General features: G+C 50.9%; 21 protein-coding genes, 1 other RNA gene and 1 pseudogene. 6 read left to right on the top strand and 17 right to left on the bottom strand.

All coding sequences use genetic code 11. The features are described from left to right. Nucleotides 1-23: 23 nt before the first annotated feature. The 4 genes from DQW12_RS11395 to DQW12_RS11380 are packed head-to-tail and all read right to left on the bottom strand — an operon-like array spanning nt 24 to nt 4,338. Nucleotides 24-1,220, bottom strand: coding sequence for an FAD-dependent oxidoreductase (locus DQW12_RS11395; protein WP_113907993.1), 1,197 nt, complete (start codon nt 1,218-1,220; stop codon nt 24-26). Continuing rightward, nucleotides 1,211-2,428, bottom strand: a complete 1,218-nt coding sequence (locus DQW12_RS11390; RefSeq protein ID WP_113907992.1) for an FAD-dependent monooxygenase — start codon at nt 2,426-2,428, stop codon at nt 1,211-1,213. The genes DQW12_RS11395 and DQW12_RS11390 overlap by 10 nt, the downstream gene beginning before the upstream one ends. Then, a complete protein-coding gene (gene pepP / locus DQW12_RS11385) occupies nt 2,425-3,753 on the bottom strand; it encodes a Xaa-Pro aminopeptidase (protein WP_113907991.1) in 1,329 nt (442 codons plus the stop codon). Before pepP ends, DQW12_RS11390 begins: the two co-directional genes overlap by 4 nt. 15 nt (nt 3,754-3,768) lie before the next feature. Next, complete coding sequence (locus tag DQW12_RS11380; protein WP_113907990.1) at nt 3,769-4,338, bottom strand: UPF0149 family protein; 570 nt, start codon at nt 4,336-4,338, stop codon at nt 3,769-3,771. Nucleotides 4,339-4,527: 189 nt separating this feature from the next. Between DQW12_RS11380 and DQW12_RS11375 the strand changes: the two genes are divergently transcribed. The 3 genes from DQW12_RS11375 (at nt 4,528) to DQW12_RS13720 (ending at nt 5,239) form a co-directional block, all read left to right on the top strand. After that, nucleotides 4,528-4,830, top strand: a complete 303-nt coding sequence (locus tag DQW12_RS11375) for a cell division protein ZapA (RefSeq protein WP_113907989.1) — start codon at nt 4,528-4,530, stop codon at nt 4,828-4,830. Between the two features lie 37 nt (nt 4,831-4,867). Beyond that, nucleotides 4,868-5,051: non-coding RNA, 6S RNA (gene ssrS / locus DQW12_RS11370), on the top strand. 56 nt (nt 5,052-5,107) lie between these two features. Beyond that, nucleotides 5,108-5,239, top strand: a complete 132-nt coding sequence (locus DQW12_RS13720) for a hypothetical protein (RefSeq protein ID WP_269800932.1) — start codon at nt 5,108-5,110, stop codon at nt 5,237-5,239. Between the two features lie 27 nt (nt 5,240-5,266). On the opposite strand, the gene DQW12_RS11365 is transcribed toward DQW12_RS13720, so the two are convergent. Together DQW12_RS11365 and DQW12_RS11360 are read right to left on the bottom strand one after the other, a co-directional pair. Then, complete coding sequence (locus tag DQW12_RS11365; protein WP_113907988.1) at nt 5,267-5,701, bottom strand: PH domain-containing protein; 435 nt, start codon at nt 5,699-5,701, stop codon at nt 5,267-5,269. Beyond that, complete coding sequence (locus tag DQW12_RS11360; RefSeq protein WP_232819964.1) at nt 5,701-7,227, bottom strand: amidohydrolase family protein; 1,527 nt, start codon at nt 7,225-7,227, stop codon at nt 5,701-5,703. The genes DQW12_RS11365 and DQW12_RS11360 overlap by 1 nt, the downstream gene beginning before the upstream one ends. Before the next feature lie 128 nt (nt 7,228-7,355). Between DQW12_RS11360 and DQW12_RS11355 the strand changes: the two genes are divergently transcribed. Genes DQW12_RS11355 through serA form a run of 3 tightly spaced genes read left to right on the top strand, consistent with a single transcriptional unit; the run spans nt 7,356 to nt 9,947 of the window. Then, nucleotides 7,356-7,967, top strand: coding sequence for a 5-formyltetrahydrofolate cyclo-ligase (locus tag DQW12_RS11355; protein ID WP_113907986.1), 612 nt, complete (start codon nt 7,356-7,358; stop codon nt 7,965-7,967). Between the two features lie 57 nt (nt 7,968-8,024). After that, nucleotides 8,025-8,705, top strand: a complete 681-nt coding sequence (gene rpiA / locus DQW12_RS11350) for a ribose-5-phosphate isomerase RpiA (RefSeq protein ID WP_113907985.1) — start codon at nt 8,025-8,027, stop codon at nt 8,703-8,705. A 9-nt stretch (nt 8,706-8,714) separates the two neighbouring features. Next, nucleotides 8,715-9,947, top strand: a complete 1,233-nt coding sequence (serA, locus tag DQW12_RS11345) for a phosphoglycerate dehydrogenase (protein WP_113907984.1) — start codon at nt 8,715-8,717, stop codon at nt 9,945-9,947. Here serA and DQW12_RS11340 read toward each other — a convergent pair. From DQW12_RS11340 to DQW12_RS11290, 11 genes and pseudogenes are all read right to left on the bottom strand, one after another. Then, complete coding sequence (locus DQW12_RS11340) at nt 9,944-10,789, bottom strand: sulfotransferase family protein (protein ID WP_157957916.1); 846 nt, start codon at nt 10,787-10,789, stop codon at nt 9,944-9,946. The genes serA and DQW12_RS11340 overlap by 4 nt on opposite strands. 88 nt (nt 10,790-10,877) lie before the next feature. Beyond that, nucleotides 10,878-11,594, bottom strand: coding sequence for a phosphate signaling complex protein PhoU (gene phoU / locus DQW12_RS11335; RefSeq protein ID WP_113907982.1), 717 nt, complete (start codon nt 11,592-11,594; stop codon nt 10,878-10,880). A gap of 11 nt (nt 11,595-11,605) precedes the next feature. Further along, a pseudogene (pstB, locus tag DQW12_RS11330) lies at nt 11,606-12,343 on the bottom strand (phosphate ABC transporter ATP-binding protein PstB); the annotation flags it as partial. A 154-nt stretch (nt 12,344-12,497) separates the two neighbouring features. Then, nucleotides 12,498-14,177, bottom strand: coding sequence for a phosphate ABC transporter permease PstA (pstA, locus tag DQW12_RS11325; protein ID WP_113907981.1), 1,680 nt, complete (start codon nt 14,175-14,177; stop codon nt 12,498-12,500). Between the two features lie 15 nt (nt 14,178-14,192). Continuing rightward, nucleotides 14,193-16,490 carry an ABC transporter permease subunit gene (locus DQW12_RS11320; protein ID WP_113907980.1) on the bottom strand — a complete coding sequence of 766 codons (2,298 nt, stop codon included), beginning with the start codon at nt 16,488-16,490 and terminating at the stop codon, nt 14,193-14,195. 157 nt (nt 16,491-16,647) lie between these two features. Beyond that, on the bottom strand, nt 16,648-17,622 hold the full coding sequence (locus DQW12_RS11315) for a PstS family phosphate ABC transporter substrate-binding protein (RefSeq protein ID WP_113907979.1): 975 nt from the start codon (nt 17,620-17,622) through the stop codon (nt 16,648-16,650). Nucleotides 17,623-17,771: 149 nt separating this feature from the next. After that, on the bottom strand, nt 17,772-20,492 hold the full coding sequence (locus DQW12_RS11310) for a TonB-dependent receptor domain-containing protein (RefSeq protein ID WP_113907978.1): 2,721 nt from the start codon (nt 20,490-20,492) through the stop codon (nt 17,772-17,774). Nucleotides 20,493-20,505: 13 nt separating this feature from the next. Further along, nucleotides 20,506-23,214 (bottom strand): beta-helix domain-containing protein, encoded by a 2,709-nt coding sequence (locus DQW12_RS11305; protein WP_113907977.1) that lies wholly within the window; start codon nt 23,212-23,214, stop codon nt 20,506-20,508. A gap of 115 nt (nt 23,215-23,329) precedes the next feature. Continuing rightward, complete coding sequence (gene phoR / locus DQW12_RS11300) at nt 23,330-24,634, bottom strand: phosphate regulon sensor histidine kinase PhoR (RefSeq protein ID WP_113907976.1); 1,305 nt, start codon at nt 24,632-24,634, stop codon at nt 23,330-23,332. Nucleotides 24,635-24,679: 45 nt separating this feature from the next. After that, nucleotides 24,680-25,366 carry a phosphate regulon transcriptional regulator PhoB gene (gene phoB / locus DQW12_RS11295; protein ID WP_113908017.1) on the bottom strand — a complete coding sequence of 229 codons (687 nt, stop codon included), beginning with the start codon at nt 25,364-25,366 and terminating at the stop codon, nt 24,680-24,682. A 106-nt stretch (nt 25,367-25,472) separates the two neighbouring features. Then, a complete protein-coding gene (locus tag DQW12_RS11290; RefSeq protein WP_113907975.1) occupies nt 25,473-26,498 on the bottom strand; it encodes a porin in 1,026 nt (341 codons plus the stop codon). Nucleotides 26,499-26,680 lie beyond the last annotated feature (182 nt).

Raw genomic sequence — 26,680 nt, 5'->3', positions numbered from 1 at the left:
TCTACCAGTAATAACCACCACGGTTAAAACGCGTTGGCTTGCTCTAAAAAGAAGCGTTTGGCTGCACTGCTTTTATTGGTAAGGTTAAGCCCGGTCGCACGGGCAACGCGCAGCAACGGATGTTGCGCGCGGAATAGTTGATGGAACCCTTCCATGGTAGCAAGGTGCCGTAGTGCAGCGGTTTTTCTGGCTCTTTCATAGCGTTTTAACGCACGCTGTAACTGCGCGGGGTCCCACTGCCCTTGCAATGTACCCAATTCATTTAAGTGTTCTGCCAACACATAGGCGTCGCCCAAGCCAAGGTTTGCACCCTGCCCTGCCAGCGGGTGAATGGTGTGGGCAGCGTCGCCCACTAACACCAGCCGACCTTTCACCCATTGCTCGGCGTATTGCGCGCGCAGCGGAAAGGCTTGGCGCTCACTTACTAGGGTTAAATAACCAAGGCAGCTGTCGCTGTGCGCGGTAATGGCTTGTTCAAACGCAACCTGATCGAGCGCAACTAACGCATTCGCTTCGAGGCTCGGCGCACTCCACACCACCGATATTAAATTCGGGTCGGCCATGGGTAACAAGGCCAGCGGACCGCCGGGTAAAAAAGCTTGGCGTGCAATGCCTTGGTGTTCTATTTCCGTGCGCAGGGTCGCCACTACACCCATTTGTTCATAGTCTTTAAAACTAACCGGCAAGGCTGCCAGCTGCCTTAATTGCGAACGGCCTCCGTCGGCGGCCACTAACAGCTGCGCCAGCACCGTAGGTTCGCCTTCAACGCCCGCAAGCTTAAGCTCAACGTCGTGTTCGTGTTGTTCGACCGCTGTTATTTCCGCACCGGTTATAAATTTAACACCGAGTTCTTCGGCATGTTGCCACAACGCACCTTCCACCACAGCATTCTCGATCAAGGTTCCTAGGTGGGTTTGGTCGGCTTCTGCTGCTGAAAAATAAATACGGCCACCTTGGTCACGGTCCCACACGTTCATGGCGTGGTAGGTGCCGAGTCGCTCGGCAGGCAGCCGTTGCCACACATTCATGCGTTCTAACCAACCTTGCACCGCAAGGTTCAACGCACTTACACGTAGTTGCAATGCTTCGGGTATTTGTTTGGCCGCTGGGCTTTTTTCAATCACCACTACGGAACGACCACGCTGGGCTATGCTGCATGCCAACGCCAAGCCCACCATACCGCCGCCAACAATGGCAACCTGTGCGCGTATTAACGCCATATACTACTCTCCGCGCTCTTTTCGGCACTCTTTCCAGCACCAAAGCCCATGGCTTTTTGCGCCACCGGGTTGGCTAAACTTGGAATGATGCGTAATGCTTTTAAACCACAACGGCGAGCGAAGCTTAATGGTTTTATGTTGTTAGAAAATAAATGCACAAGCCCGTCGGTAAACTGCGTAATGGTTTGATAGTCGGCACGGCGCGCCTGCGCGTAGGCCAAAAGCTGCGCAACACTGCCGAGGTCGCCCAGCCCGTAAGTACGAATCGTGTTCACCAACGCAATAACGTCACGAATGCCTAGATTGTACCCTTGCCCGGCTACCGGGTGCAGGGTATGGCACGCATTACCCAGCACAGCAAAATGGTGGCCAACAAAGCGCTCGGCATAAGCAAAGTGCAGCGGGAAAGTACCCAGCCGCTCGCTGTGGGTAAAATAACCGGCACGGTTCCCAAATAAGTGTTGCGCGTGGTGGCGAAACACCACCTCTGGCAATGCTTTTAAACGCGCCATTTCATTTGGCTCTGCGCACCACACCAAGGCAAAACGTTTGTGCCCAGAACAGGGTAGCAACGCCATTGGCCCTTGCTCGGTAAAGCGTTCATACGCAGTAAATTGGTGCGGCCTGTCGGTTTCAATAAAGCCGGCTAAGGCGTGCTGAGCGTAATCGAACTGGCGCATTTGCACTCCTAATAAGGCGCGTGTGCTCGACATACTACCGTCGGTTACCAGTAATAGATTCGCTTGCAGTTGGCTGCCGTCGCTCAATTCTAACCGGTTGCCGCTGGCGTTCGCCTGTACTCGAGTCACTTCAACACCATTACGTTTTTGCACCGTGCTGCAATGCTGCAGCACATGGTCGAGGGCGTCTTGTACCTGTTGCGCCTGCACCACATAACCGAGCGCGTCTACGCCTTCGTTGACCGCGTGTAGCGGCGCACTGCCTGGCCCTGTGGCGTCACTAATATGAATATGTTGAATGGGCGTAACCGCGTGTTTCGGCTCTTGCGCGAGTGCTTGCCAAATGCCAAGTTGCGCCAAGTATTGTTGCGAGCGTAGGGCTAACGCGAGGGTTCGCGGGTCTTGGCGCGCACCTTCGGGAGCGGCGTCGAGTAGCGTAATGGCTGCACTCGGCATTGCATCATGCAGCGCCTTCGCGGCTAATGCGCCGACTAACCCAGCGCCAACAATGACAATATGCGGTTTCATTTATTGCCTCGCGACATCAGCGCTTCTATTCCTTCAATGGTTTTTGGCACGCCACTGGTAAGGTTATCGAAGCCTGACTCAGTAATCAGTAAATCGTCTTCAATACGAATACCCATACCACGATAGGCTTCTGGGCAATCCGCGTTGGCGGGAATATACAGGCCCGGCTCTACGGTAATCACCATACCCGGCTCTAAAGGCCGTGGTTTACCCGCCACTTGGTAATCGCCTACGTCGTGCACGTCGAGCCCAAGCCAATGCCCAAGCCCGTGCATAAAATAGGGACGAAACGCCATGTCGGCAATAAGCTGCTCCACCTCACCTTGTAAAATACCAAGCTTAACCATGCCCTCTACAAGTACCTGTACCGAAGCTTTGTAGGCGTCGGGTAGGGTTGCACCGGGTTTTATAACCGCAAATGCTGCTTCTTGCGCTCGCAGTACAAGATTATAAAGCTTACGTTGTGGCTCACTAAACTTTCCGTTCACAGGAAAAGTGCGCGTAATGTCGCCCGCGTAGCCTAAGAATTCAGCCCCAGCGTCGATAAGCAATAGGTCGCCGTCGCGCAATTCGCTGGTGTTTTCTGTGTAATGCAAAATACAAGCGTTTTCACCGCCGCCAACAATACTGCCGTATGCAGGCCCCGCGGCACCTTGCCAATGCATTTCGTGGTGCAGCTCTGCCGCAATTTGAAATTCGTAACGCCCGGGCTCAGTCGCACGCATGGCGCGGCGGTGCGCATCGACCGATATCTTGCAGGCTTGGCGCATGCAGGCTTGTTCGTACTTCGACTTGATTAACCGCTGGTTGTGCATGAACGGGGTGAGATCGTGCACACGTTGCGGCGCGCGCTGGCCTTTACGCTTGTTCGCCCGCAACTGGCGCAGTACGTCTTCGAGCGTTGCAGTCACCCAACTTTGCATACCTTGGGCAATGTACAGCTCGTCGCAGCCGTCAATACACAGCGCGAGCTGCTCTTGCAAGGTGTTTAAGCTATAGCACTGGGCAACGCCCGACAGCGCCTGCGCTTGCTCGCAACCAAGCCGCCGGCCGTGCCATATCTCTTGCTCGGGATCGCGATTAAGCACCCATAAAAGGCTTTCATTGGCTTTTCCCGGCAGCAATACCAATAGACCACCTGGCTCGTTTAGGCCGGTATAATAGTAGTAGTCACTATTTTGCCGAAACGGATAGTGAGTGTCGTTCGAGCGCACTTGCTCTTGCGCGGCCGGAATAATAGCCACGCTATTGGGCGCCATTGCTTTTGCCAATGCCTGCCGGCGTTGTTGCAGTTCGCTAACCGGAACCGAGTTCGCCAAAGTCATAGTGCTCGCGTACTCCTAATGAATAGTGGTGTTCGTTGGTGTTTGCGCTGGCGGCATTTGGCCTAATTCGTTAAAGCACATAATAGCGGTAATGCGCACATACTCCGATACTTCATAATAGGCACGTTCGTCGTCTTCACCCGATTCTACTTCAGGCGACAGCCGGGCAATTTCTGCCATATCTTGCAGCGCTTCTTGCAGATCGCTCGATGCACTCTTTAGGTTCTGTTGGTTCACACCAAAGCCCACTAAAAAGCATTGTGCCCACTCTGTAAGCGCTAACAGCCGTTCGGTCAGTAGCTCGTCGTCGTTGGGTAGCAAGGGTTGAAACAGTAACTCTTCGCTGGCGAGTTCTGCGCGAATCGCTTTTGCTAATAGCTGTAATCGTTCCACCATGGGTTTCGAAAATGCACTGCCCTCATTCGCTAAATCGGCCACCATTAACAGCCAGTCTCCTTCAGCTCGCTCGCCACTTGCGAGCAGCCCGGTGAGCATGCCGTGCAACTCAGCCGCAGAAATAATCATCTGCTCTTGCTCTAGCCACTGGCTCCATTGGTCGAATAAGTGATCTTTAGCGTCGGTCATAAGGGTCCTTAAACAATGTTTTATTGCCGTATCGTACCACTGTGTAGCGCGCACCACCAAGCACAGGCACGGTTTTCAATCTCTTGAAAGCGAAGTAAACTCTGTTGCATAACCGCAGTGCGCTCGCTATGCTGCGGCACATACAAACAAATATTGGAACGGGCGTAGAATTACACCAGAGGATTTTGAATGAGTGGTCAGATTGTCGACATTAACTTGCTGGATCGCAACTATCGTGTAATGTGCCCAGACGGGCAAGAAAGCGCCCTACGCGAAGCGGCGCGGCAGCTCGACGAGCGTTTGTCTGAAACACGTTCGGCAACCAAACTTACCAATATTGAGCAAATTGCGGTAATGACTGCGCTGAATTTATGCCATGAATGGATGCGCGAAAAAAATGAGCAAGCCGAAAAAATGGCGGCTCTTGAAGACAAGGTTTCCCTTTTACAAGCGACCATAAAAAAAGCAATCGGTGAGCCGAAGAACGATTAAGGCTGATTTTAGCGCACCAAGTGCGCTACAATGAAATGGCTCTCTGGGGTGTTTGCCAGCATGTGGATGTCCCTGAGCCGATGCTTTTAGAATAGGGTCCTGTTACACATTCAGTGTGCATGCCCGGGATACGCCGGGAAGCCTGAGAATGCTGTTCCAGCACCCGCCTTGGACCTATGGGTTCAAGGGCTAACACAAGGCAGCGGCACCTTGGAGAGTCTTTATTTACGCTGTTGCTGAGGTGCCCGTAAAACACCTGCAGAGAAGCGGTAGAACCATGAAAAAACTAGAAATTGTTGCAGCAGTGGTGATTGTGATTGCCACCATTCTTGTACTCAACACCTGTAGCACTCAATTTGAACTGCCTGAAGACGATCCCGAAATAAGTACCGAAACCACGCTCGAATAGCATTGCGTTGGCGTGAATACCCGCACATTACTCCTGTTCTGGATCTGCAAGCTCGTCGAACTCATTTTCACGGCCTAGCCCTAAGTCGAACACAAAGGTGTATTTGTCGGTAGGTGACACCCACAACACTTTGTCGTTTGCATAGGTTATTTTCAACTTGTCGAACGACAATGCAGGGCCCAGCGCTAAGCTCCGTTTCGGCGCAACGTCTTTAATCTCGTCTAGCGCAACTTTATACCGTAACGGCCCACAACTTGCGTACAAATAGCTGCTGTCGATACGGTAACGTGTACCGAGCAACACCCAAGCCGGCCATACAATAGCCACAAAAAACAACAGCAGTGCAATAAGCCCCTGCCCCACCAAGCTAAACAACCCCACCCCAACAAAACCTAACAAGGGTATGGCGGTGAGTAACAGTACATAAAGTGCGTCTACTTTACTCGGGTGATTCTTTTCCATTATGGGTTCTCCGCTTGTTCTGCTGCCTCTGCTTGTTTGGCCTCGCGCACCATAGCGCGCACGTCGGCAAGTAACGCGCTCACGTCATACACCACACCGTTGGCAATGGTGTACCGAATACCTTCGGTTCGTTCGGGTTCGTTGTTTTCATTTAATTGATAGTGCCCCGTGCCATACAGCACTTTAAAGTTTCGCAGCGGATTTTCTTTCACAATGATCAAGTCGGCCTTTTTGCCCGGCACCACACTGCCAATGTCTTCGTCGAGCCCTAAAGCTTCTGCGCCCGAAAGTGTTGCAGCGCGAATCACCTCGAGGGCGTTAAAGCCGGCCTCGCGCAACAGTTCAAGCTCTTGAATGTAGCCAAAGCCATACACTTTATAAATGTAGCCAGAGTCGGAGCCGGCGGTCACTCGCCCACCGTGGTTTTTAAAGTCATTAATAAACTGCATCCAGATACGGTAGTTCTCGCGCCAGCTTACTTCTTGGTCGGTTCCCCAGTCGAACCAATAAGACCCATGCGCATAGCGGCTGGGCGTGAAAAATTTCCACAACGACGGCAAAGTATAGTCGGCATGCCAGTCGGCATTTCGCTGCGCCATAAGGTTGCGGCTGGCTTCGTAAATACCGAAGGTGGGGTTAATGGTGAAATTCAACTCAATGAGCTCGTCGCGAACGGCATTCCAGCGTTCACTGCCCGGCGCTGCCGCTTGTTGCCATAAGGTTCCAGCCTCACCAAAGCGGTCTTGTTCATTTTGGTAGTTATAGGTTGGCGAGTAGTTTTGAATCACTTGCTCGGTAAACAGTGCTTCGGGCAAACCATACCAATGCTCCATAGAGCCGAGCCCTAAACGTGCCGAGTCGAGTGCATTAGTGCGCACCACATTCAGCTGCGCATGGTGCATCATGGTGCCAAGCCCAAGCGCATTGGCTTCGCTGAGTGCGGCGGCAATAACTCGCGGCGTTGCACCAAAAAACTTTATCCCTTTAGCGCCTTGCCGATGAATGTCGCGCACCCAGGTTCGCGCCTGCTCGGCACTGATAATAGGCTCGCTGCTGCCCATGCCAAAGCCGGCATAGGGAATAATGCGCGGCGACGCAATTTCGCCCCGCTCGGCTTGCTCAGCCTGTTCAATCGTCCATTGTAAACCGCGGAAACTGCCGGGTTCACGCACCGTAGTAACACCATGGGCGAGCCAAAGTTTTTGCACGTATTCAGCCGGCGTACCCTGTGCATTGCCGCCCAAGTGGCCATGCATATCAATAAATCCAGGCAGCACGTAATGATCGGTAATATCGATTTCTCGGTCGCCAGCGCGCGCTTGCGGCCGCCCTTGCTCTCGTATGGGCACGCCCGGGTAACCCACTACATGCACATTCACAATGCGGTCGCCTTCAATCACAATATCGACAGGCCCCACGGCAGGTGCGCCTTCGCCATTCACTAAAATACCGCCACGCAAAATCAGCCGTTCGGCCGGCTGCGCGTATGAACAGGCGGGGAGCAGAAAAAACAAAGCCATAAGCATGAGTAGTCGAGATTGCAGCATGTCGGTATCCTTGCTAAAAACAGTGAGGCAAGTTTCGCAGTCTCGAGCGCATGTGGCAAGCTATAGGCGCAAATGGTTGAACTTAAAAAACACAAAAGGGGCGCGCAGTGCAGAAAACGAGTGGAACAACAAACCGTACCGGCATTCGCCAGCAACTGCGGGCACGCCGCAATGCGCTCACCGCTGAGGAACAACAAGAAGCGGCAAAGCAAGCCTGTGCCCACTTTGTCAATCTACCTTTTGTGGCCCAAGCGAAGACGGTTGCGCTGTACCTTGCCAACGACGGCGAACTTAACCCAGCACTTATTGTTGAGCACTGCTGGGCGGCAGGCAAACATGTTTACTTACCAGTAATTACCCCGGAGAAGGCCTTACGATTTGCGCCCTATCGGCCACAAAGCCGCTTGGTAAACAATAAATATGGAATAGCCGAACCCCTATGCGAAGCCGACGACTATAAAGCCGCAGCCGACATTGAGGTAATGTTGGTGCCGTTGGTTGGTTTCGACTCGACCGGTCAACGCATTGGCATGGGCGGTGGTTTTTATGACCGCACCCTTGCCGACTGGCACCACGGTGCTCACCCTCAGCTTATGCCGGTAGGCTATGCGCACAACTGCCAACAGGTTGAGCAGCTACCAAGCGCAGCATGGGACATACCCTTACCCTACATAATAACCCCTGCAAAAGTATGGCGGTTCCGAATCTCTGCCGTATAATAGCCAGCCGTTGCTCGCAATTTCTCAACACCTCAATTTCTCAACAACGGTGGCCCTATGACCTCACAGCAAACCAAAGCGCTTCAAGATCAAGCCAAGAAACAAGCAGCCGAAGCAGCTATCGACTATATCGAAGAAGGCAGTTTAGTGGGGGTCGGTACCGGCTCTACGGTGAATTATTTTATCGACGCGCTGGCCGCCATTAAGTTTGATATTGAAGGCGCTGTATCGAGCTCCGACGCCTCCACCGAGCGGCTCAAACAGCATGGCATTCCGGTTTACGACCTCAACGGAGTTGGCCAACTGAGTGTGTATGTAGATGGTGCCGACGAAATTAACCGCCATTTACAAATGATTAAAGGCGGCGGTGGCGCGCTCACCCGCGAAAAAATTGTAGCCGCTTGTTCGAAAACCTTTATTTGCATTGCCGACCATTCCAAGTTAGTCACGGCGCTTGGCGCGTTTCCCTTACCGGTAGAGGTGGTGCCTATGGCGCGCTCATACGTGGCTAGAGAAATCGTGAAGTTAGGCGGCGACCCCGTTTACCGCGAAGGCGTTATTACCGATAACGGTAACGTCATTCTCGACATTCATAACTTGAATATAGAAAAGCCTGAAGCCTTAGAAGAAGCGATCAATAATATAACCGGTGTTGTTACCAATGGTTTGTTCGCGCGGCGTCATGCCGACATAGCCTTGTTGAGTAACGGCCACAGCATTAGAAAATTAACTCGATAGGAAACACTTATGGCCACGGTGCTCTCGCTACCCAAACAGAAAATTAAAATCCTCTTGCTTGAAGGTGTGCACCCCAGTGCCGTGGAGTGCTTCGAGCAACAAGGGTACACGGAAATTGAGCAGCACAGCACGGCCATGAACGAAGCCGAACTCGCAGCGCGTATTGGCGAGTTTCATTTTATTGGCATTCGCTCTCGCACTCAGCTTACCCGCAAGGTATTGGCCAATGCACACAGGCTCAATGCTATTGGATGCTTTTGTATTGGCACCAACCAAGTCGACACGCAGGCCGCGCGGGAATTCGGTATCCCTGTATTCAACGCGCCGTTTTCCAATACTCGGAGCGTGGCTGAACTGGTGCTTGCTGAAATGATTATGTTGTTACGCCGAGTGCCGGAGAAAAACATGGCTTGCCATAAAGGCGGCTGGATAAAGTCGGCCACCGGGGCCCACGAAGCACGCGGTAAAACCCTTGGCATTATTGGCTACGGCCACATTGGCACACAGCTGGGTATTTTGGCAGAGCAGCTGGGTATGCGAGTGTTGTTTTTCGACATTGAAAATAAGCTGAGCTTGGGTAATGCAATGCCTGCAGCTTCCCTCCATGAGCTTCTTAAAGCCGCCGATATTGTGAGCTTGCATGTGCCGGAAACGCCAGAAACCCAATGGATGATTGGCAAAACGCAGCTTCGCATGATGAAAAAGGGCGCGTCGCTCATTAACGCCTCACGGGGCACTGTGGTTGACTTAGCTGCACTCGCTGAGGTTCTGCGTGAGCAGCATTTATACGGTGCCGCAATTGACGTGTTCCCGGTAGAGCCGAAAAACAATGAGGAAGAATTTGTGTCGCCGTTACGCGGCCTCGACAATGTTATCTTAACGCCTCATATTGGTGGCTCTACCCAAGAAGCACAGGAAAACATTGGTACGGAAGTCGCATTAAAACTTATTAAATACTCCGACAATGGCTCCACGTTGTCGGCGGTGAACTTTCCTGAAGTAGCATTACCAAGCCACAAAGAATCAAGTCGGCTGCTACATATTCACCGCAACCAGCCGGGTGTGCTGAACAAAATCAACCAAGTATTTGCGGAGCTCAACGTGAACATTGCCAGCCAATACCTACAAACCGACAACGAGCTCGGCTATGTGGTCATGGACGTGGCCAGCCAAGACGCCGAGTCATTGCTCGAAGCCTTAAAACAAATCCCCGGCACTATCCGCGCGCGGGTATTGCATTAAACGGATTCTGTAGGTGCTTCGGTGCAGCACGATAATTTCTTTTCGAGGGCGTCGGCGATAAGTTGGGTTTTTTGCCTTACCTTTTCTGCTTGGGCTTCGCTTAGGATTTCTTTCCAAGTATTGCTGCGAGCGGTGATGGGTTTTGCGACCTGCTCTTGGCGCAGCTTCATATTGCGCTTTTGTTCCACCTGATCGTAAGCGGTTTTACCCGCTTCGAGAATTTCAGGCTGCCAAGGGAGTTCGAGAAACTCGAAAATGCCTTTAAAGGTAGTTTCAGGGTTTTCAGTGAGCGCCTCAAAACGCACCACATGTACCCGCTCGGGGTATTTTTTTAACAGCGTTAACACCGCCAAGTTGTCACGATTCCAACGTGTAATGGCGTAGCCCAACCCCTTACTTTTCTTGTGTTGAAACCGTTTGTACAGCGACGCACAGTTGTCGAGTGGGTTGCGCACCGTGACCACGAATTTCGCATGCGGAAACAACGCTAAAATACGATCAACCGCATGAATATGTTTCGGTGTTTTTTCTAACAACATGCTAGCGTTGTAAAACTTCAAGGCAATCAGTAGTTGGTCGAACACCGCATAGGCTTGCGAAAAGGGCGTACGCGGCTGAAATAAACTGGTTTCTTCGCCAAGCAGGTATACACCTTTAGCGCGGCCAATGCGTGCCGCAGTTAAGGTGGTTCCACTGTTGCCACAGCCCATCACAAAAACGGCCGGCAAGTCGGTACGAAGCGATTTTTGAGCGCGTAAAAAGGGTAAGCGAGGCACGCGAATAAACTTACTGGCGTGGCGCAAACGTGCCAACCCGTGCATAACTTTTAATTTTAGCTTCATTGCCAATACCTTTGCCCAAAGAAAAAACGCGCTTTCGTTGTTTGCGAAAAGCGCGCTTAGTGTAACGGCATTCACTGCAAAGTGAAAATTAACGAATGCCTTTTACCGTGTTTTCCATAGACGCCGGCGACATGTGGCGTACATCTTTACCGCGTACAAAGAAAATAATGTACTCGGCAATATTTTGGCAACGGTCGCCAATACGTTCAAGCGAGCGCGCAGCCCACAGCACGTCCATAATTTTTGGAATACTGCGCGAGTCTTCCATCATGTAGGTCATGAGTTGGCGCGTTAAGGCTTCGTATTGCCGATCAGCGCTGGCGTCTTGTTGGTGTACAGAGTACGCAGCTTCTTCGTCCATTCGGGCGAAGGCGTCGAGCACTTGGCGTAGCATCACTAACACCAGCTGGCCTAAGTTCTCTAGGCTTACCAATAAATGTTCTTGGTCTTTGCTAAACGACTCTTGCGCCACATGAGCAAGCCGCTCCACTTCGTCGCCCATACGTTCAAGGTCTGAAATGGCTTTTAATATCGAAAGCACTAAGCGCAAGTCGCTCGCTGTGGGTTGGCGTTTGGCAATAATACGCGTGCAGGCTTGGTCAATTTCAAGCTCCAGCTCATTTATTTTGCGATCGCTTTTAAGTACTCGCTCGGCCAGTTCTTGGTCGCTTTTTTGAATTGCCTCTAAGGCGTCCATGAGCTGTTTTTCAACCAAACCGCCCATAGCCAGTACTTTGCTCATTACCGACTCAAGCTCTTCATTAAACTTGCCGGAAATATGCTTGCCTAAATTTAACTTATCCATTTGCTCTCACCTTAGCCGTAGCGACCCGTAATGTAGTCTTCTGTTTGTTTTTTCATGGGTGTGGTAAACAATGCGTTGGTGTCTGCATGCTCAATCAACTGCCCCATGTACAAGAACGCCGTGAAGTCGGAAACCCGCGCCGCTTGTTGCATGTTGTGGGTTACGATCACAATGGTGTATTGCTCTTTAAGCTCGTTAATTAATTCTTCAATTTTTAACGTTGAAATAGGGTCGAGCGCCGAGGCCGGCTCGTCGAGCAATAATACTTCCGGCTCAATTGCAATTGCACGGGCAATAACCAAACGCTGTTGCTGGCCGCCCGACAAGCCGAAGGCATTGTCATGCAAACGATCTTTCACTTCGTCCCATAATGCAGCGCCTCGTAGTGAGGTTTCTACCACCTCGTCGAGGGTACGGCGGTCGTTCACACCCTGTAAGCGTAAACCATAGGCCACATTTTCATAAATTGACTTAGGAAACGGGTTCGGTTTTTGGAACACCATACCCACTTGCCGACGCAATTCGGCTACGTCTACTTTCGGCTGATAGATATTTTGCCCGTCGAGCACAATTTCACCCGTAATCGTGCAGTTGTCTACCAAGTCGTTCATCCGGTTAAAACAGCGCAATAACGTCGACTTACCGCAGCCTGAAGGTCCGATAAAAGCGGTTACGCGGTTCTTTGGAATATCGAGGTTTATGCCTTTGAGCGCTTCGCTCTCGCCATAAGAAAGCCGCAAGTTGTTCACCTTTAATTTAATTTCAAGGTCTGCCAGCTGCTCGGCAACGCCGTCTTGCTGGAGCTGCGTTTTAATGGTCGGCTTTGCCTGTTGCTCTGTACTCATAATGGTATTCGTCTCTGTTGCTGAATTCGGTTGTGTTGAAGTTGCCATGGCTTGCTCCTTAGTCTGAGTCGCTGCGATACTTCTCACGCAAGTGGTTGCGGATCGCAATCGCGGTCAGGTTCAAAATCACAATTAATGCCACTAACGTAAGCGCGGTGGCGTATACCAGCGGGCGTGCCGCTTCAACATTCGGGCTTTGGAAGCCCACGTCAAAAATATGGAAACCTAAGTGCATGATCTTGCGCTCAAGGTGAATAAACGGAAACTCTCCGTCAATCGGCAAGGTGGGCGCTAATTTAACCACGCCCACCAGCATTAACGGCGCTACTTCACCGGCTGCACGGGCAATGGCCAAAATAAGCCCGGTCATCATACCCGGTGTTGCCAAGGGCACTACAACTCGCCATAAGGTTTCCGATTTGGTTGCGCCGAGCGCCAGCGAGCCTTGCCGAATAGTGCTCGGAATCCGCGCTAAGCCTTCTTCGGTCGACACAATCACCACGGGGAGCGTTAATAACGCTAAGGTTAACGACGCCCAGAACAGCCCCGGCGTACCAAAAGTTGGCGACGGCAATGCGGCTTCATAGAATATACGGTCAATGTTGCCACCCAAAAAGTAAATAAAGAAGCCAAGACCAAACACTCCGTACACAATAGAGGGCACACCGGCTAGGTTATACACCGATATACGCACAATCTTGGTTACTGTGCCTTGTTTGGCGTATTCACGTAAGTAGATGGCCGCCAAAACACCAAAAGGCGTTACCATAATCGACATTACGAACACCATGGTAATGGTGCCAAAAATTGCCGGGAAAATACCGCCTTCGGTGTTCGCTTCACGCGGCTCGTCGGTTAAAAAGCCCCAAACGCGATGAAAGTATTCGCCCCATTTTTGCAGCGCGCTCATATCGTTCGGCATAATAATGGAAACCACATCGGCGAACCGAATCGACGCTTCGCGGCCATCGACCATTTCCATGACGAGCGTATTGCGGCGCATGTCGGCGTAAAGCGCATCAAGCTCATTACGTAACACCAAATAGTCGGCTTCAATAGCAGCGCGTTGGCTGTCAATGTCGGCTTGAATTGTAGCTCTTTCACTGCCGGCTACACCGTCTAAGTCGAGTTGCCGCTCTTGCAGCCGCAAGCGCTCAAGTTGAGTGTTGAGCGCGCCAATGTCGCCACGTTCAATTTTGCGAATACTATGGTGCGTGGCAACGGCTTCAGCCACGGCAGCCTGCACCTGTTGGTGAAATTGTTCACTGCTACCGCTCGTTAGCTCAGTAGTGGTTTGCCCGTCGATCTGAATAGCCTTAGGAAACCCGTAAAAGTTACCCCACTCGCGCCGTTCTATCACATACACGCCTGCTGGGTACTCAAAGTCACTCATGCCAAACTCGAAGCGCCACACAAAGTCGGTACCGAGCTGGTCGCGGTTGCCTTGTTTGATCAGGTAACGGGTTACAATTTCCTGCCCTTCCGGCACTGTATTCCCCGCCTCGCGAGCGGTTACTGCGGTAATTCCTTCCGAGCGCACAATTTCTCCTAAAAGAACGCTGCGCTCTTGACTAACGGGGTCGGTAATTTCAATTTTAGCCACGTCACTGGGCCAAAAGTGACTAAAGCCACGTACCGCAATGAGTCCTAGTAACCCTGCAACCATAACGACACTGAGCGTTACCGCCCCACCTGTAAGCCAAATCCACGGGGCGCCGCTTTTAAACCAATTCTTCATAACTTTTCCCCAACCTTACAAGCTGCTGTAACGTTTGCGTAAGCGTTGGCGTACCACTTCCGCAATGGTGTTCAAAATAAAGGTGAAGGTAAACAACACCAACGCCGCCAAGAACAAAATGCGGAAGTGCGAACTACCCACCGCCGTTTCTGGCAACTCCACTGCAATGTTGGCCGACAAGGTACGCATGCCTTCGAAAATATTGAAGTTCACAATGGGGCTGTTTCCCGTCGCCATAAGCACAATCATGGTTTCCCCAACGGCACGGCCAAAACCGATCATTAACGCCGAGAAAATACCTGGGCTTGCCGTGGGTAATACCACGCCCATCATGGTTTGCCACGGCGTTGCACCCAAAGCCAAAGAGCCTTGTGTAAGGTGCTTGGGCACATTGAACACTGCGTCTTCGGCAATAGAGTAAATCGTTGGAATTACCGCAAAACCCATGGCAACGCCTACTACAAGAGCATTACGCTGGTCGTAAGTAATGCCGTTATCGGTGAGCCATTGGCGCATGCTGCCGTCGAAAAAAGCAACTTCAATGTACGGGCTCGCAACCACGGCAATGTAGCCAAACACCACCACGATAGGAATCAGCAGAACCGCTTCCCAGCCCGCCGGTACGCGGTTGCGTACGTTGCTAGGCATCGACTTCCACGCAAAGGCCATAAGCAGCATCATTAAAGGTAAGCCCAGCAGCAATGAGAACACCGCGGGTAAGTTACTTTCCATAAAGGGGGCAAGCCACAAACCGGCCAAGAAGCCAAGAATAACGGTGGGCAATGCTTCCATTATTTCAATGGTCGGCTTTACCACTCCGCGCAGTTTTGGGGTCATAAAATAGGCGGTGTAAATGGCCGCCATAATGCCCAGTGGCATCGCAAATAACATGGCAAAGAATGCCGCTTTCAGCGTGCCGACAGTGAGCGGCATGAGCGAGAACTTTGACTCAAATTCGTCGTTTGCAGACGACGACTGCCAAATATACTCGGGCTCGCTGCGGCCTTCATACCAAACACGGCTCCACAGGGCTTTGAGTGACAGCTGCGGGTGCTCATTCCACACGGAGTAATAGGTTACCTGCTGCTGGTTGTTGAGCGTAAATATGGCTTTATCAACCGGCGACATGGCTACGTTATGCAGCGGCCCTTGCTCGGCATCTTCAATCAACAAGGTACGCGACGAAGTTCCGTAGTGCAGCCCTACTTGGCCCTTGTCGTCAACGGCTACAAAGCCCTTACGGGTATATTCGGGCGCTATTTTACGAATCGCTGCATTGTGCGGCTGAAAGTCGCGTATCCGTTCGAGTGCATAATTGTTGTCTTCGTCGCGCACCAAGAACCATTGGCTCAACTCGCCTTTTTCGGTGCCGACAATAATCGACACCGAGCCGACCAAGAAGTCCATGGCAGTAATGGCGTCGTTCGGGCTGGCGTCTACCGACTGCACCCAACGCGCCTGATTCAGGTCGGTTAAGTCGAGGTAATGCAGGTTGCCGGCTTCGTCGGCAATAAATAAGTTACGGAACGACTTGTCGACCAACATTTTCGTTGGCGTATTGGGTATTTCGGGTAACTCAGCGCGTGTCACCTGGGTTGTAATCGCACCGGTGAACAAGTTTTCGCGGGTCGCAATGCGCGCAGCCACTAGGCGTTGATCTACAGTAAGGCCGACAGCAAAGGCTTGCGGGCGGCCGCGTGTCGACTCCTGAATAGTGAGCATGGTAAATGGCTGACCCTGCGGGTCGACTTGAATTGGTGCTTCGCCGTAAGGAAAACTTAGGCGGGGTGTTATTTCTCGCTGGTCATTCGGAAAAGATAATTCGTAATGCGGCTTGGTAAATACAACAGCACCATTACTCAAACCGTAGGCCGTTAAGCCACCAATGGCTTCACCCGCAGCAAATGTGGTAGTGCTTAAGCCTTCGGCGACCGGCACCTGCTCTTGCTTGCTTACTGCGCCCGTTTTACTGTTAAAAAAAGTAACCTGCCCTTGTGCAGAAAAACTCACTCCTAGCTCTTGGTAACGCTCCATAATGAGGTGAGCGAGAGGGTCTTGTTCAGTAACACCCGGTAAACTAAAGGTAGCCTGCGGCTCAATAGAAGCACCCTTTAAAATCGGTAGCACTTCATAGAATAGGTATATAAAAATAAGCGCAAGAGAAAACACCACGCCGTAACCGGCCGAAGTAATTCCAATACGCGAAATTTTGTCTTTTAACGTTCGTACCCGGCGGCGCTTGGCTCGCAGTTCCGCCGAAGGCAGCTTCGAGTCGTTAGCCTTACCGCGGGCAGATGCTACTGATTCTGTCATGGTTGTCTCTCAAAATGGTGGATGACCAATTTGCGGCTAGTATAAAAACGAAATATGACAGCATTGTGACAGAACTGTCATATTGTCATAATTGCGTCACTAAACTGCAACGAAAAAAGGCGCCCTCCTTGGCGCCTTCGCTTTTCTTAAAACGGTGTTACTCAATGCCTAAGTCGGCCATTACGCGGTTACCTACTGTGGCAGGCAAAGGCACGTAACCGTCGCGGAACACTACGCCTTGTCCAACATTAGAATAGAGCATTTTCACGAACTCACGCACCATTGGGTCGAGTGGACGATTCGGGTGCTTGTTAATGTAAACGTACAAATAACGCGACAATGGATAGTCGCCCGTTGCTGCATTATCACCCGTTGGCTCGAAGAAAGGCGCGCCGGTTTCAGCTGCAAGCGGAATAGCGCGTACACTTGAGGTGGTGTAACCAATACCGGAATAACCAATACCGTTAATTGATTCCGACACACCTTGTACTACCGAAGACGAGCCCGGCTGTTCATTAATGCTTGATTTGAAATCACCACCAAACAACGCCATGTCTTTAAAGAACCCATAAGTTCCTGACACCGCATTACGGCTGTAAAGTGCAAAATCACGGTTTGCCCAAGCACCCGTTAAGCCAACTTGGCCCCAACGTGATACATTTTCCGGGTGGCCACCACGGCGGGTAGCCGAAAAAATAGCGTCTACTTGCGGCAACGACAGCCCTTCAATGGGGTTGTCTTTATTTACAAACACCGCCACCATGTCAATGGCAACAGGCAACGGGTAAGGTGCGTAGCCATAGCGGTTTTCAAAAGCTTCAATTTCAGACTGGCGCATTTCTCGGCTCATCGGCGCAAGAATAGCAGTGCCTTCGGTGAGCGCAGGTGGCGCAGTAGAAGAGCCCGCACCTTGAATTTGCACATTTACGTTGGGGTAGAATTTATTAAATTCTTCTGCCCACAACGTCATTAAGTTGTTCAATGTGTCGGAGCCAATCGAGTTTAAATTCCCCGACACGCCAGACGCACGCTCATAATTTGGTAGGTTTGGATCAATATCGGCCATTACATGGCTGCTAAAGCCCAAAAGTGCAGCGGTAGCCACCGCAAGGATTCGTTTCGTTTTTAACATTTTCGTTCTCCCAATTAGGAACAAAACTAAGTTGGGCGTAGCTTAACGCGTTAAAATTGCAGTTTTGTTACAGCCGTCACGAAAACAACACAAAACCCCTGACCTTTTGAAAAGTCAGGGGTTTTTCTTCACTGCAAAAGCGAATTTACTTAAAAGCGATAGCTTAAACTGGCACTAATACTGGCACCAGGCTCTCTACGTTGCAGTATTTCGCCCTGTTGCAGAATTTCAACCGACTCACCCAGCAAATTTTTCATGCCGAGTTTCACGCTCATACCGTCCATAGGGTAATAAGAGTAAGTGAAATCGAGTGAATGAAACGGTTGCTCGTAGGCGTCGTCTTTACCGTCTACACCTGCGAAGGTAATACGCTCTCCAAACACGTTATAGCTGAGCGTTGCGGAATGTTTCTCGTTACTTGAGTCATATCCCAACTGGGTGTTCAACACATATTCGGAGTGCCCTGACATTCTGCGTTTTAAGTTGGTAATATTCGACTCCCCTAAACGCTGAATTTCAATTTCAGAGTCGCTTAAGGTTAAGTTCCCAGCCACAAAGAATCCGTTCAAGGCACCGCCGAACATGTCGTCGAGAGGTTTTACAAACTCCGTTTCTACACCATACACATGGCCCGTTTCAGCGTTTCTAAACGACACTAACAAGTTACCGTCTGAACCCAATATTTCTACGGTTTCAATCGGCGCATTAATGTCTTTGTAGAAAGCGCCCACACTCAACGACGCACCCGAGTAGGTGTACCATTCCCAGCGCACATCTAAGTTAGTAAGCTTCGAGCTTGCAAGGTCAGAGAAGCCTATCACTTTAAAGTCTGTGAGCGGATCCACATAAAGTACCGGGGTAACTTCGCGTAAATCTGGCCGCACTACCGTTTCACTTACCCCGAAACGTAATTGCATATCGGGGTGATAAAGCCATGTAATGGCCAAACTTGGGTAGAGATCATCGTCGAGCAACGGGTAATCCCCTACATTGCCTTGCACTTGACCCGAGGCAGGGTTAAGCGGCAACGCAATTTGCCGGAAGTCTTCATAACGCACACCGAAATTAAACCGCCAGGTGTAGTTCAGTAGTGCGTCCACACCCAAGTAATAAGCATCTAGCTGCTGCGCCGCAACATAGTCGTCGGCCTGCGCGGTTACGTCTGAAATACGGAATTTTTTGCTTGGATCGAGAATATTTTCGTCGGAGAAAATGCTCGAAAATGACTGCTGGAGCTCGATATTACTAAAACCACGGCTGTCGAGTTTGAAGCGATCCACTTCTGAACGGCGAGCACGTTGGTAGTAAAAATAGCCACCTTGCAGCTCGAGTTCCCAGCTGCTCAACGACAAAGGCAAACTCATGTCAACGCGACCATTTTCCGTGTTGTCGACCATGTCGCTGAACAAATACAGCGCGGCGTTGTCGCTCCGTCGTAGCGCTTGCGTGTAGTCGCTCCCGTCTGCATCGCCGTTGCTATAGTTGCGCAAATAGCGATATTCCACCTCGCCCGGCGCGTAGCGACGGGCTTTTGCGTCGGTGTATTGCCAATTTACACCAAAGTCACCAAGCCAACTGAACACATGCGACCCACGTACCTGATTAGCCACCAAAGTACGTTCTTCATAACGCACTGAATAGTCGACGTTCTCGCGGTTCAGCTCGTTAATGGTTTCAATGGTATCGCCCACTTTCATTTTCACTTCGTCGGCGGTGTCGAGCAAGTAAACAGAGGTGGTTTCTAACTTGTGCTCGTTTCGGTAATTCAACCCCAAGTTTAAAATGCCCGAAAGCTTGGTGCTGTATTCCGTGCCCGAAATGTCGTCGAACGCCACCAAAGGCGTAAGCGCGTTATTGGTGGTAATCGAGTAGTAGCGCTCTTGCTCGTCGATATTCTTGGTGCTTTGGTCATAAGAAACCGCTGTCATCAAACCAAAACTTAAATCGTCGCTCAGCTGAAAGCGGTCACCGTAGCTCAAGCTGGCGTCAAAGTCCGGGCCTATCGATTTTTCGGTAATGCCCATATTACGGTTGAGCGCTAAGCCTAAGTCGCGGTTAATCGCTTGTGCTTGGTTAAGATTTTCAACCGTAACACCGCCAAGGGCTTGTGCAATAGCAATAGGTTCAAGCGAGCCATACTGCTCAAGTGCATTATTTAATACTGGGGAAATGCTGCGAGTACCGTCGTCACGACCGCGCCAGTCGTCGCCACCACCTGCATAGTTCAATCCCTTGTTACTGTTCTCGGAGTTAAACCCCGCCCCCACCGAAAACTCGAAAAACCGCTCACGCGGTAAATTGAGTGTACGAATGTTCACACCACCGCCACCAAAAGAGGCCGGTTCAAACACTGAAAAGCTTTTCTGAACAACCAAACTCTCGATAATGCTGGTCGGAAACATGTCCAGTGGAATTACGTTGCGGGTTGGGTCTGGGCTCGGCACCATGCCACCGTTGAGCAAAGTAGACGAATAACGTTCACCTAAACCCCGCACATAAATAAACTTGTTATCGACTAAGGTAAGCCCGGTAATTCGGCGAAGCGCCGAAGCTACATCTGAGTCACCAATTCGACCAATCGATACCGAGTCCAAGTAATCCGCTACTTGCGGTTGTTCGCGACGCTCTGCAGCAACAATAGCGGCAGAGCTCATTTGCCGGCCGGTAACTTGAATGCGTTCAACAGCACGCTCACGTACTACTTCGTTAATGCGCTGCTCCGCTTCCGCGGCAGCTTCTGCTGCCGCTTCTGCTTCTGCCGCTATAGCCACTTGCTCCGGCGCTTGGGTGTCGGCCTCTGTTTCCCCAGCCGCAAGCGGCTGAGACAACAAGGCAGTGGCGATAGCAATAAATAACTTCGATTGCTTCATAACGTTGTCGCCCTTAGTTTGATTCAAGACCAATAGTCCAACCTTGGGTCCAATCGTAGTTCTCGTGCACAGCACCCACGAAAGGTACAGCAATGAAGAAGCTGTTCACTTCGCTCATGTCTTTTGGCGTAGCGTTAATGGTGGTGAAAATGCCATTTACTGCGTCGGCCATCGCCGCAACCACTTGGTTACCTTCTTGTGCAAGGAACCATGCTTCGGCGGTTTGAGTTGGCCTTACATCGCCTTTGAAAGGCTCCGGGCAAGCAATCACCGAGTGCGTCATTTCCGTGGTGAAATTAGCAGCTAACGCCATCGACTCGTCTGAGTTGAACTCTAAGCATTCACCCATGCCTTCTGGGCCAGCAATAACCAAGTTATGTAACTTACCTGTCGTTCCGGCGCGTAGTAACACACCTTCAGAGTCTTTGTCTTCCGAGGTGTAGTCGTTCCCGATAATGGTCATGTTAGCCACTACAGGGTTAGAAATTGGCGTTGCAGTGAAGTTGCCAGACTGGTTATCAGCTTCAATACCACGGTTCGCTTCGCCGTCTTGTTTCACCAACATAAACTGCACGTTACCGTTCCAACCGTCAGCCCAGTCGAGTGAGTCGTCGCCAATCGCCGTTGTTACCACATATTTCACGCTGGCTGAGCCACCGAAGAACTCAATGCCGTCGTCTAGATTCTGGTGCACTTGAATGAACGACAAACGTGTTTTTGAACCAATTCCGGCAAACGTAATGCCGTTCAATTCGTTGTCTGGCAATACTTCGTATCCCGCATGTTGCACACGGAAAAACTTCAGCTTGCCGGAGTCGTCATCGGCAATGCCGCCGCCGTATGGACCCGCGTCGCCTTCTGCTTCAATTGCACAGGTTTCTGGTGCGGCTTGGTTACATTTGTTGCTAATGCCATTGCCCAACAACACCAATCCACCCCATTGGCCTGAACTCGTGTTCGCGCCAATAATGTCTTGCAGGGAGGTCATTACGATAGGCGCATTTGGGCGACCTTCGGCAATAATTTTTGAACCTCGAGCAATCACTAAGAAGTCTGCGCCACCCTGTCCGAAAATACGCACGCCAGGTTGAATATAGAGCGTTGATGAATCGGCGTTATCGTTGCCAATACGAACCAAACCGTCGAGCACATAGTCTGCGCCAACCGGTAAGTGCAAGTCTTCGGTGTAAGTGCCTTGTAATTCACAGTTCAGGCGGTCTGATATGCTCTGAATTTGCGTAGTGCCGGCGGGGCAGGACATGGCGTCTACGTCGTTGTGCAAACCGTAAGTCCAGCCTAAAGTCCAGTCGGTCACACCGTCGAATGCACCGATGTAGTTCACTTCGTCGAACCAGCCGTCAACGTCATTGGCTACATTCAAGCCGGCACCTAAAGCAGGCGACACCGCAGACGGGAAGTAGTCACCCAGAAGCGGGTCTACAAGGCTGTTTCCGTCTTGCGCCATAAACCACGCTTCGGCGTCGAGCGTCACGTTGCCACTGCCATCAACACTGTCTTTAAAAGGTTCAGAACAATGAATAATTGAGTGAGAGAATACTAGATCGCCCGACTGTGCATTCGCTACCGTTGCATCGTCGTTAAGCTCAAAGCACTCACCCATACCCGGCTCGCCGGTAATAATAAAGTTATACAGCTCGGCGCTGGTACCGCGACGCAACAAAATACCTTCAGCATCGTCGTCACCGTCCCATTCGTTACCCACAATCGTCATATTGGCAATAATTGGGCGGCTGCGCGGCGTGGCGTTAAAGTCGGCTGAACTGTTGTCGGCTTCAATACCGCGGTTCGCTTTGGCGTTAAATGGATTGTGCTTCACTAAAACGTGCTGCAAGCGGCCGTTCCAGCCAGCGTCCCAATCCAGCGAATCGTCTTGGTTGCCCGTAAGCACTACATATTTGGCATCTACCGTACCGCCGAAGAACTCAATACCGTCGTCGAGGTTGTTGTGCACTTGAATGTATTCAACCGTAGTGCCAGAGCCCACACCACCAAAAGTAATACCGTTTAGCTCGTTGTCAGGTAGTACTTCGTAGCCCGCATAACGCACCTGGAGGTAGCGCAACACACCACTGTTGTCGTCTTCAATGTTTCCGCCGTACGGTCCGGCGTCGCCTTCGGCTTCTACTGCACAATATTCTAAGTCAGCACAGCGGTTGCTCGGTGCTTGACCGAGTAAAACCAGTCCACCCCATTGACCTGAGTCTGTTGCAGTAGCCGTGCCCAATAAGTTCTGCAGCGAGGTCATTACAATAGGAGCATCTACTTCTCCGTCGGCAATTAATTGTGAACCACGGCGAACCACTAAGAAGTCGGCGCCGCTTTTACCAAACAAGGTGGTACCCGGCTCAATGGTCAATACCGCGTTGTCTGCTTTGTCGTTACCTACAGCAACGCGACCGTCGAGCGCCCAGAGCACATCATTGGTTAAGGTGCGGTCTGCCGTAAAGGTTCCTGTTATTTCACAAACCGGCATGCTGTAACCGCTAATGGCAGCGCCTTCAGCTGCCCAGCTCGGGCATGAGCTAGTGTCGCCACCGTTATCGCCACCATTATTACCACCGTTATTGCCGCCGTTATTACCGCCAGTAGGTGGATTCTGATCTTGGGTACTACCAGTATTAATTACAATATCGCCACCGCAGGCCGACAGCATTAAGGCTAGGCTTACAGCACTTAGTTTGAAAAAGGTACGAGCAAACATAGGGGTTGTTCTCCAATATCGGAAGAAGATTAAGTAACCGCCCCTATTATCCGTAGTTGCATGACACTAACGTGGCGCGCTGGTTAAGGTTTTGTGACAGCTGTTGCCGTAACAGTTAAGAAGGAGTATTCGGAATGAGCGTATGAGGAATAACAAACGAAAAGCGGCTGCCTTTGCCTAGCGTGCTGCTAATTAGCAGCTGCGCTCGGTGCTGCTCCAAAGCATGTTTTACAATAGACAATCCCAGCCCTGTGCCGCCGGTTGCACTATTGCGATCGCCGGTCACGCGGTAAAAACGTTCTGTTAACCGTGGAAGATGCTCGGCCGCAATTCCTGGGCCGTTGTCTTGTACAGCAAACTCGATCCCGCCGGTAACCGGTTGCCAACTCACCTCAATGTGGCCACCCACTTGGGTATATTTCATGGCATTGGTAATTAAGTTTTGAATAGCAGCAGCCAGCTTTTCTTCATTGCCAAGAACACTGCTATTGGCCACTACATTCACCGTGAGTGATTGCTGTTTGCTTTCCGCACGGTGGCGCAACTCCGCTACATAACGATGAATAAGGCGGCCAACATCAACAAGCTCTGAGCTTTCAATGCCTTTTGCTTCCATTCGCGAAAGTGCCAGCAACTGCTCGACCATAAGCTGCATACGGCGGGTTTGAACCGAAATGTCGTGCACCGCTTTTCTGAGTTGCTTTGGGGGTAAATCGGTGGGCTCTTCCATTAACTCTAGGTAGCCTTGCATTACTGTTAATGGCGTTTTTAACTCGTGCGACACATTAGCAACAAAATCTTTGCGAACGCGCTCAAGTTGATTCAAGCGCGTTACGTCGCGAGCCATGACCAACCACTGCTCGCGCGCATACGGCATAATGCGAATTTCAATTTCACGACCATCGCCCACCGGCGACGAGAGTGTAATCGGGTCTTTAAAATCACCTTTTCGGAAATATTTAACAAAGCGCGGATGGCGAATAAAGCTGGTAATGCGAATGCCCTTGTCGGTCGGCCACTTTAACCCGAAATAATGCTGCGCTAGCTTGTTGCTCCAAACCAAGTTGCCGTTCGCCTCCAACACCATGCCGGCGTCGGGTATGGCTTCCGCTGCCTCACGAAAGCGGTGCAGAATCATGGCAAGGTTACGCCGACGAAACTGAGAGCGACGCAAGGTTCGGTAGATACCGTCATAAATATCAGACCACGCGCCGGGGGCTTTCGGTGGGTGCATGGTGCGGCTTAACCAAAGCCAACGGTTTAATCGCTGCTGGTAAAAAGCATTCCATAGTGCATAAACAAGGAGAAAAGCAGATACCGCTTGAAAGGGTACGCCAAGCAGCCAGCCCACAAATGCTACGGGTAAAAGCGCCAGAAAAAGGCGCTGTAACACTTTAAAGAATGTGAAGTGACGCTCCATACGGATTGCGTTTCCTTCTAATCAGCGGTTGTTAAAGCGAGCGAGTTAACGGGCAGAGAACCGATAACCCACACCTCGAACCGTTTGTACAAAGCGATCATGATTATACCGTTCAAGAGCTTTGCGTAAACGACGAATATGCACGTCTACAGTTCGATCTTCAACGTAAACATTGGTGCCCCAAACATGATCGAGCAGCTGCTCGCGGCTATAAACCCGTTCTGGATGCGTCATAAAGAAATGCAGTAAACGAAACTCAGTAGGCCCCATGTCGAGAGGCTCTTCGTTTGCCGATACCCGGTGCGACACCGGATCAAGGCGTAAGCCTTCCACCACCAACGGCTCGTCGAGCGCCGTAGGCGACACGCGACGAAACACAGCACGCATGCGCGCAATCAGTTCTTTAGGCGAAAAAGGTTTAGTCATGTAATCGTCGGCACCCACTTCTAAGCCTTTGATTTTGTCTTCCTCTTCACCGCGAGCGGTTAACATAATAATGGGAATATGTTTAAGGTGATCGGTTGTTTTTACTTTGCGGGCTAACTGCACACCGCTGCCACCGGGCAACATCCAGTCGAGTAGAATCATGTCAGGATAGGGCTCAACCAGTTTCTCAAGACCTTGGTTAAAGTCACTGGCCTCAACAGGTTGATAGCCGTGCTGCTCCATTACGAAAGCAAGCATTTCACGAATCGGGGCTTCATCTTCAATGATGAGTATGCGGCTTGGCATGTGAGTTTTCCCATTGCTGTTTAACATGATGACAGTATGGGAACATTGTGTGACACTTTTATGACTTTATGCAAAAAAGTGTCACATTTTAAGCAATTGCTTTGGCTTAAAACTTAAAGATAAAACCACTTGAAACCGCAAATGGGTCTTCACCTGGCACAACCACAAGGTTTTTACCGTAACCACCCTCAGTAACTGACGCCACAGCTGCGTCGTCGTTTTGTGTCATAGTGAACATGCCGTACCAAGTAAATTGCGAGGTAAAGTTGCGGTCAAAGCCTACGGTAATAAGCTGAGACTCGTTATCTTGCTGATCATAACTACGCGCCCCCACTTGTGCACGTAACCACACCTTTTCAGAGTATTGATAGCGCCCAGTAAGTAACCAGCCATTCATGTCCCCTTCGGCTAACCCATCGACTCTCTGCACTATGCCGGCAACACGCCAACCGTCGCCTTGTCGAATGGCACTAAAACGCGTTCCTTTAATAGTTTCACCAAGGTTGCGGTTATCCTGTTGATAGCCCGCTGCGAATGTCCATTCTCCGGTTTTATAGGTTAACGACGTACCTAGCATATCTTGCTCGTTATCAACCGTAGCGCCGCCGGCTTCGTTGGTGCCATAATGCACAGCCCACACCAAACCGTTCAAATTTGGTGTTTGATAATGCACTGCGTTGCGGTAACGGCGATCGAGGTTCATCGCACCTCGGCGTAACATATTACGGCCATCGCCCACTCGGTCGCGAAACTCTTCCACCGCCGACAACATGGCCATGGTCGGTGACGTCATATAACCGACCCGGAGGGTACCGAAGTTACCACGCAAGCCTAAAAACGTGTCACGCGAGCCAAATGAGCCACTGCCCTCAGACAAGTCAATTTGCTTCTCTACCTTGCCAATTACCGTTAAGTTTTCATTGATGGCATGAGAAACGTTGAGCCCTAACCGGCTCGCATTACTCGACGCGTTCAAACCACCGTCGTTGCCGTCGTATAAGTAATCCGTGGACACTCGAAGTTGGCCACTAAAGTCTAAGTCTATGGTGTCAAATACGGTATTTGCACTTACGCTGGTGGCAAATACGCCCAAAGAACTGAGTACGAGAAAACGCGGTAAAGTACGGTTCATGAACTGTTCCTAGCAATATGTCATTTCAGTGAACAAATTATGACACAGATTTATTTGTTGAGAAAACCATCAGTGCTAAATTCTTGCGCTTCTGCTCAAGCTTAGGTACTTTGAGCTTAATTCCATTTGAGTAGACATTGACATAAGTCTACCCGAGCGCAACTATATTCACGGATTGTTAA

The sequence above is a fragment of the Aliidiomarina celeris genome (genome assembly GCF_003316875.1).
In the GTDB taxonomy this organism is placed as follows: domain Bacteria; phylum Pseudomonadota; class Gammaproteobacteria; order Enterobacterales; family Alteromonadaceae; genus Aliidiomarina; species Aliidiomarina celeris.
Note: the sequence above shows the minus strand (reverse complement) of the source record. Positions and strands in the feature narration are given on the sequence as shown.

Coding starts and splice junctions, on each gene's coding strand:
- DQW12_RS11395 (WP_113907993.1), bottom strand. CDS start 1,220: ATGGCGTTAATACGCGCACAGGTTGCCATTGTTGGCGGCGGTATGGTG.
- DQW12_RS11390 (WP_113907992.1), bottom strand. CDS start 2,428: ATGAAACCGCATATTGTCATTGTTGGCGCTGGGTTAGTCGGCGCATTA.
- pepP (WP_113907991.1), bottom strand. CDS start 3,753: ATGACTTTGGCGAACTCGGTTCCGGTTAGCGAACTGCAACAACGCCGG.
- DQW12_RS11380 (WP_113907990.1), bottom strand. CDS start 4,338: ATGACCGACGCTAAAGATCACTTATTCGACCAATGGAGCCAGTGGCTA.
- DQW12_RS11375 (WP_113907989.1), top strand. CDS start 4,528: ATGAGTGGTCAGATTGTCGACATTAACTTGCTGGATCGCAACTATCGT.
- DQW12_RS13720 (WP_269800932.1), top strand. CDS start 5,108: ATGAAAAAACTAGAAATTGTTGCAGCAGTGGTGATTGTGATTGCCACC.
- DQW12_RS11365 (WP_113907988.1), bottom strand. CDS start 5,701: ATGGAAAAGAATCACCCGAGTAAAGTAGACGCACTTTATGTACTGTTA.
- DQW12_RS11360 (WP_232819964.1), bottom strand. CDS start 7,227: ATGCTTATGGCTTTGTTTTTTCTGCTCCCCGCCTGTTCATACGCGCAG.
- rpiA (WP_113907985.1), top strand. CDS start 8,025: ATGACCTCACAGCAAACCAAAGCGCTTCAAGATCAAGCCAAGAAACAA.
- serA (WP_113907984.1), top strand. CDS start 8,715: ATGGCCACGGTGCTCTCGCTACCCAAACAGAAAATTAAAATCCTCTTG.
- DQW12_RS11340 (WP_157957916.1), bottom strand. CDS start 10,789: ATGAAGCTAAAATTAAAAGTTATGCACGGGTTGGCACGTTTGCGCCAC.
- phoU (WP_113907982.1), bottom strand. CDS start 11,594: ATGGATAAGTTAAATTTAGGCAAGCATATTTCCGGCAAGTTTAATGAA.
- pstA (WP_113907981.1), bottom strand. CDS start 14,177: ATGAAGAATTGGTTTAAAAGCGGCGCCCCGTGGATTTGGCTTACAGGT.
- DQW12_RS11320 (WP_113907980.1), bottom strand. CDS start 16,490: ATGACAGAATCAGTAGCATCTGCCCGCGGTAAGGCTAACGACTCGAAG.
- DQW12_RS11315 (WP_113907979.1), bottom strand. CDS start 17,622: ATGTTAAAAACGAAACGAATCCTTGCGGTGGCTACCGCTGCACTTTTG.
- DQW12_RS11310 (WP_113907978.1), bottom strand. CDS start 20,492: ATGAAGCAATCGAAGTTATTTATTGCTATCGCCACTGCCTTGTTGTCT.
- DQW12_RS11305 (WP_113907977.1), bottom strand. CDS start 23,214: ATGTTTGCTCGTACCTTTTTCAAACTAAGTGCTGTAAGCCTAGCCTTA.
- phoR (WP_113907976.1), bottom strand. CDS start 24,634: ATGGAGCGTCACTTCACATTCTTTAAAGTGTTACAGCGCCTTTTTCTG.
- phoB (WP_113908017.1), bottom strand. CDS start 25,366: ATGCCAAGCCGCATACTCATCATTGAAGATGAAGCCCCGATTCGTGAA.
- DQW12_RS11290 (WP_113907975.1), bottom strand. CDS start 26,498: ATGAACCGTACTTTACCGCGTTTTCTCGTACTCAGTTCTTTGGGCGTA.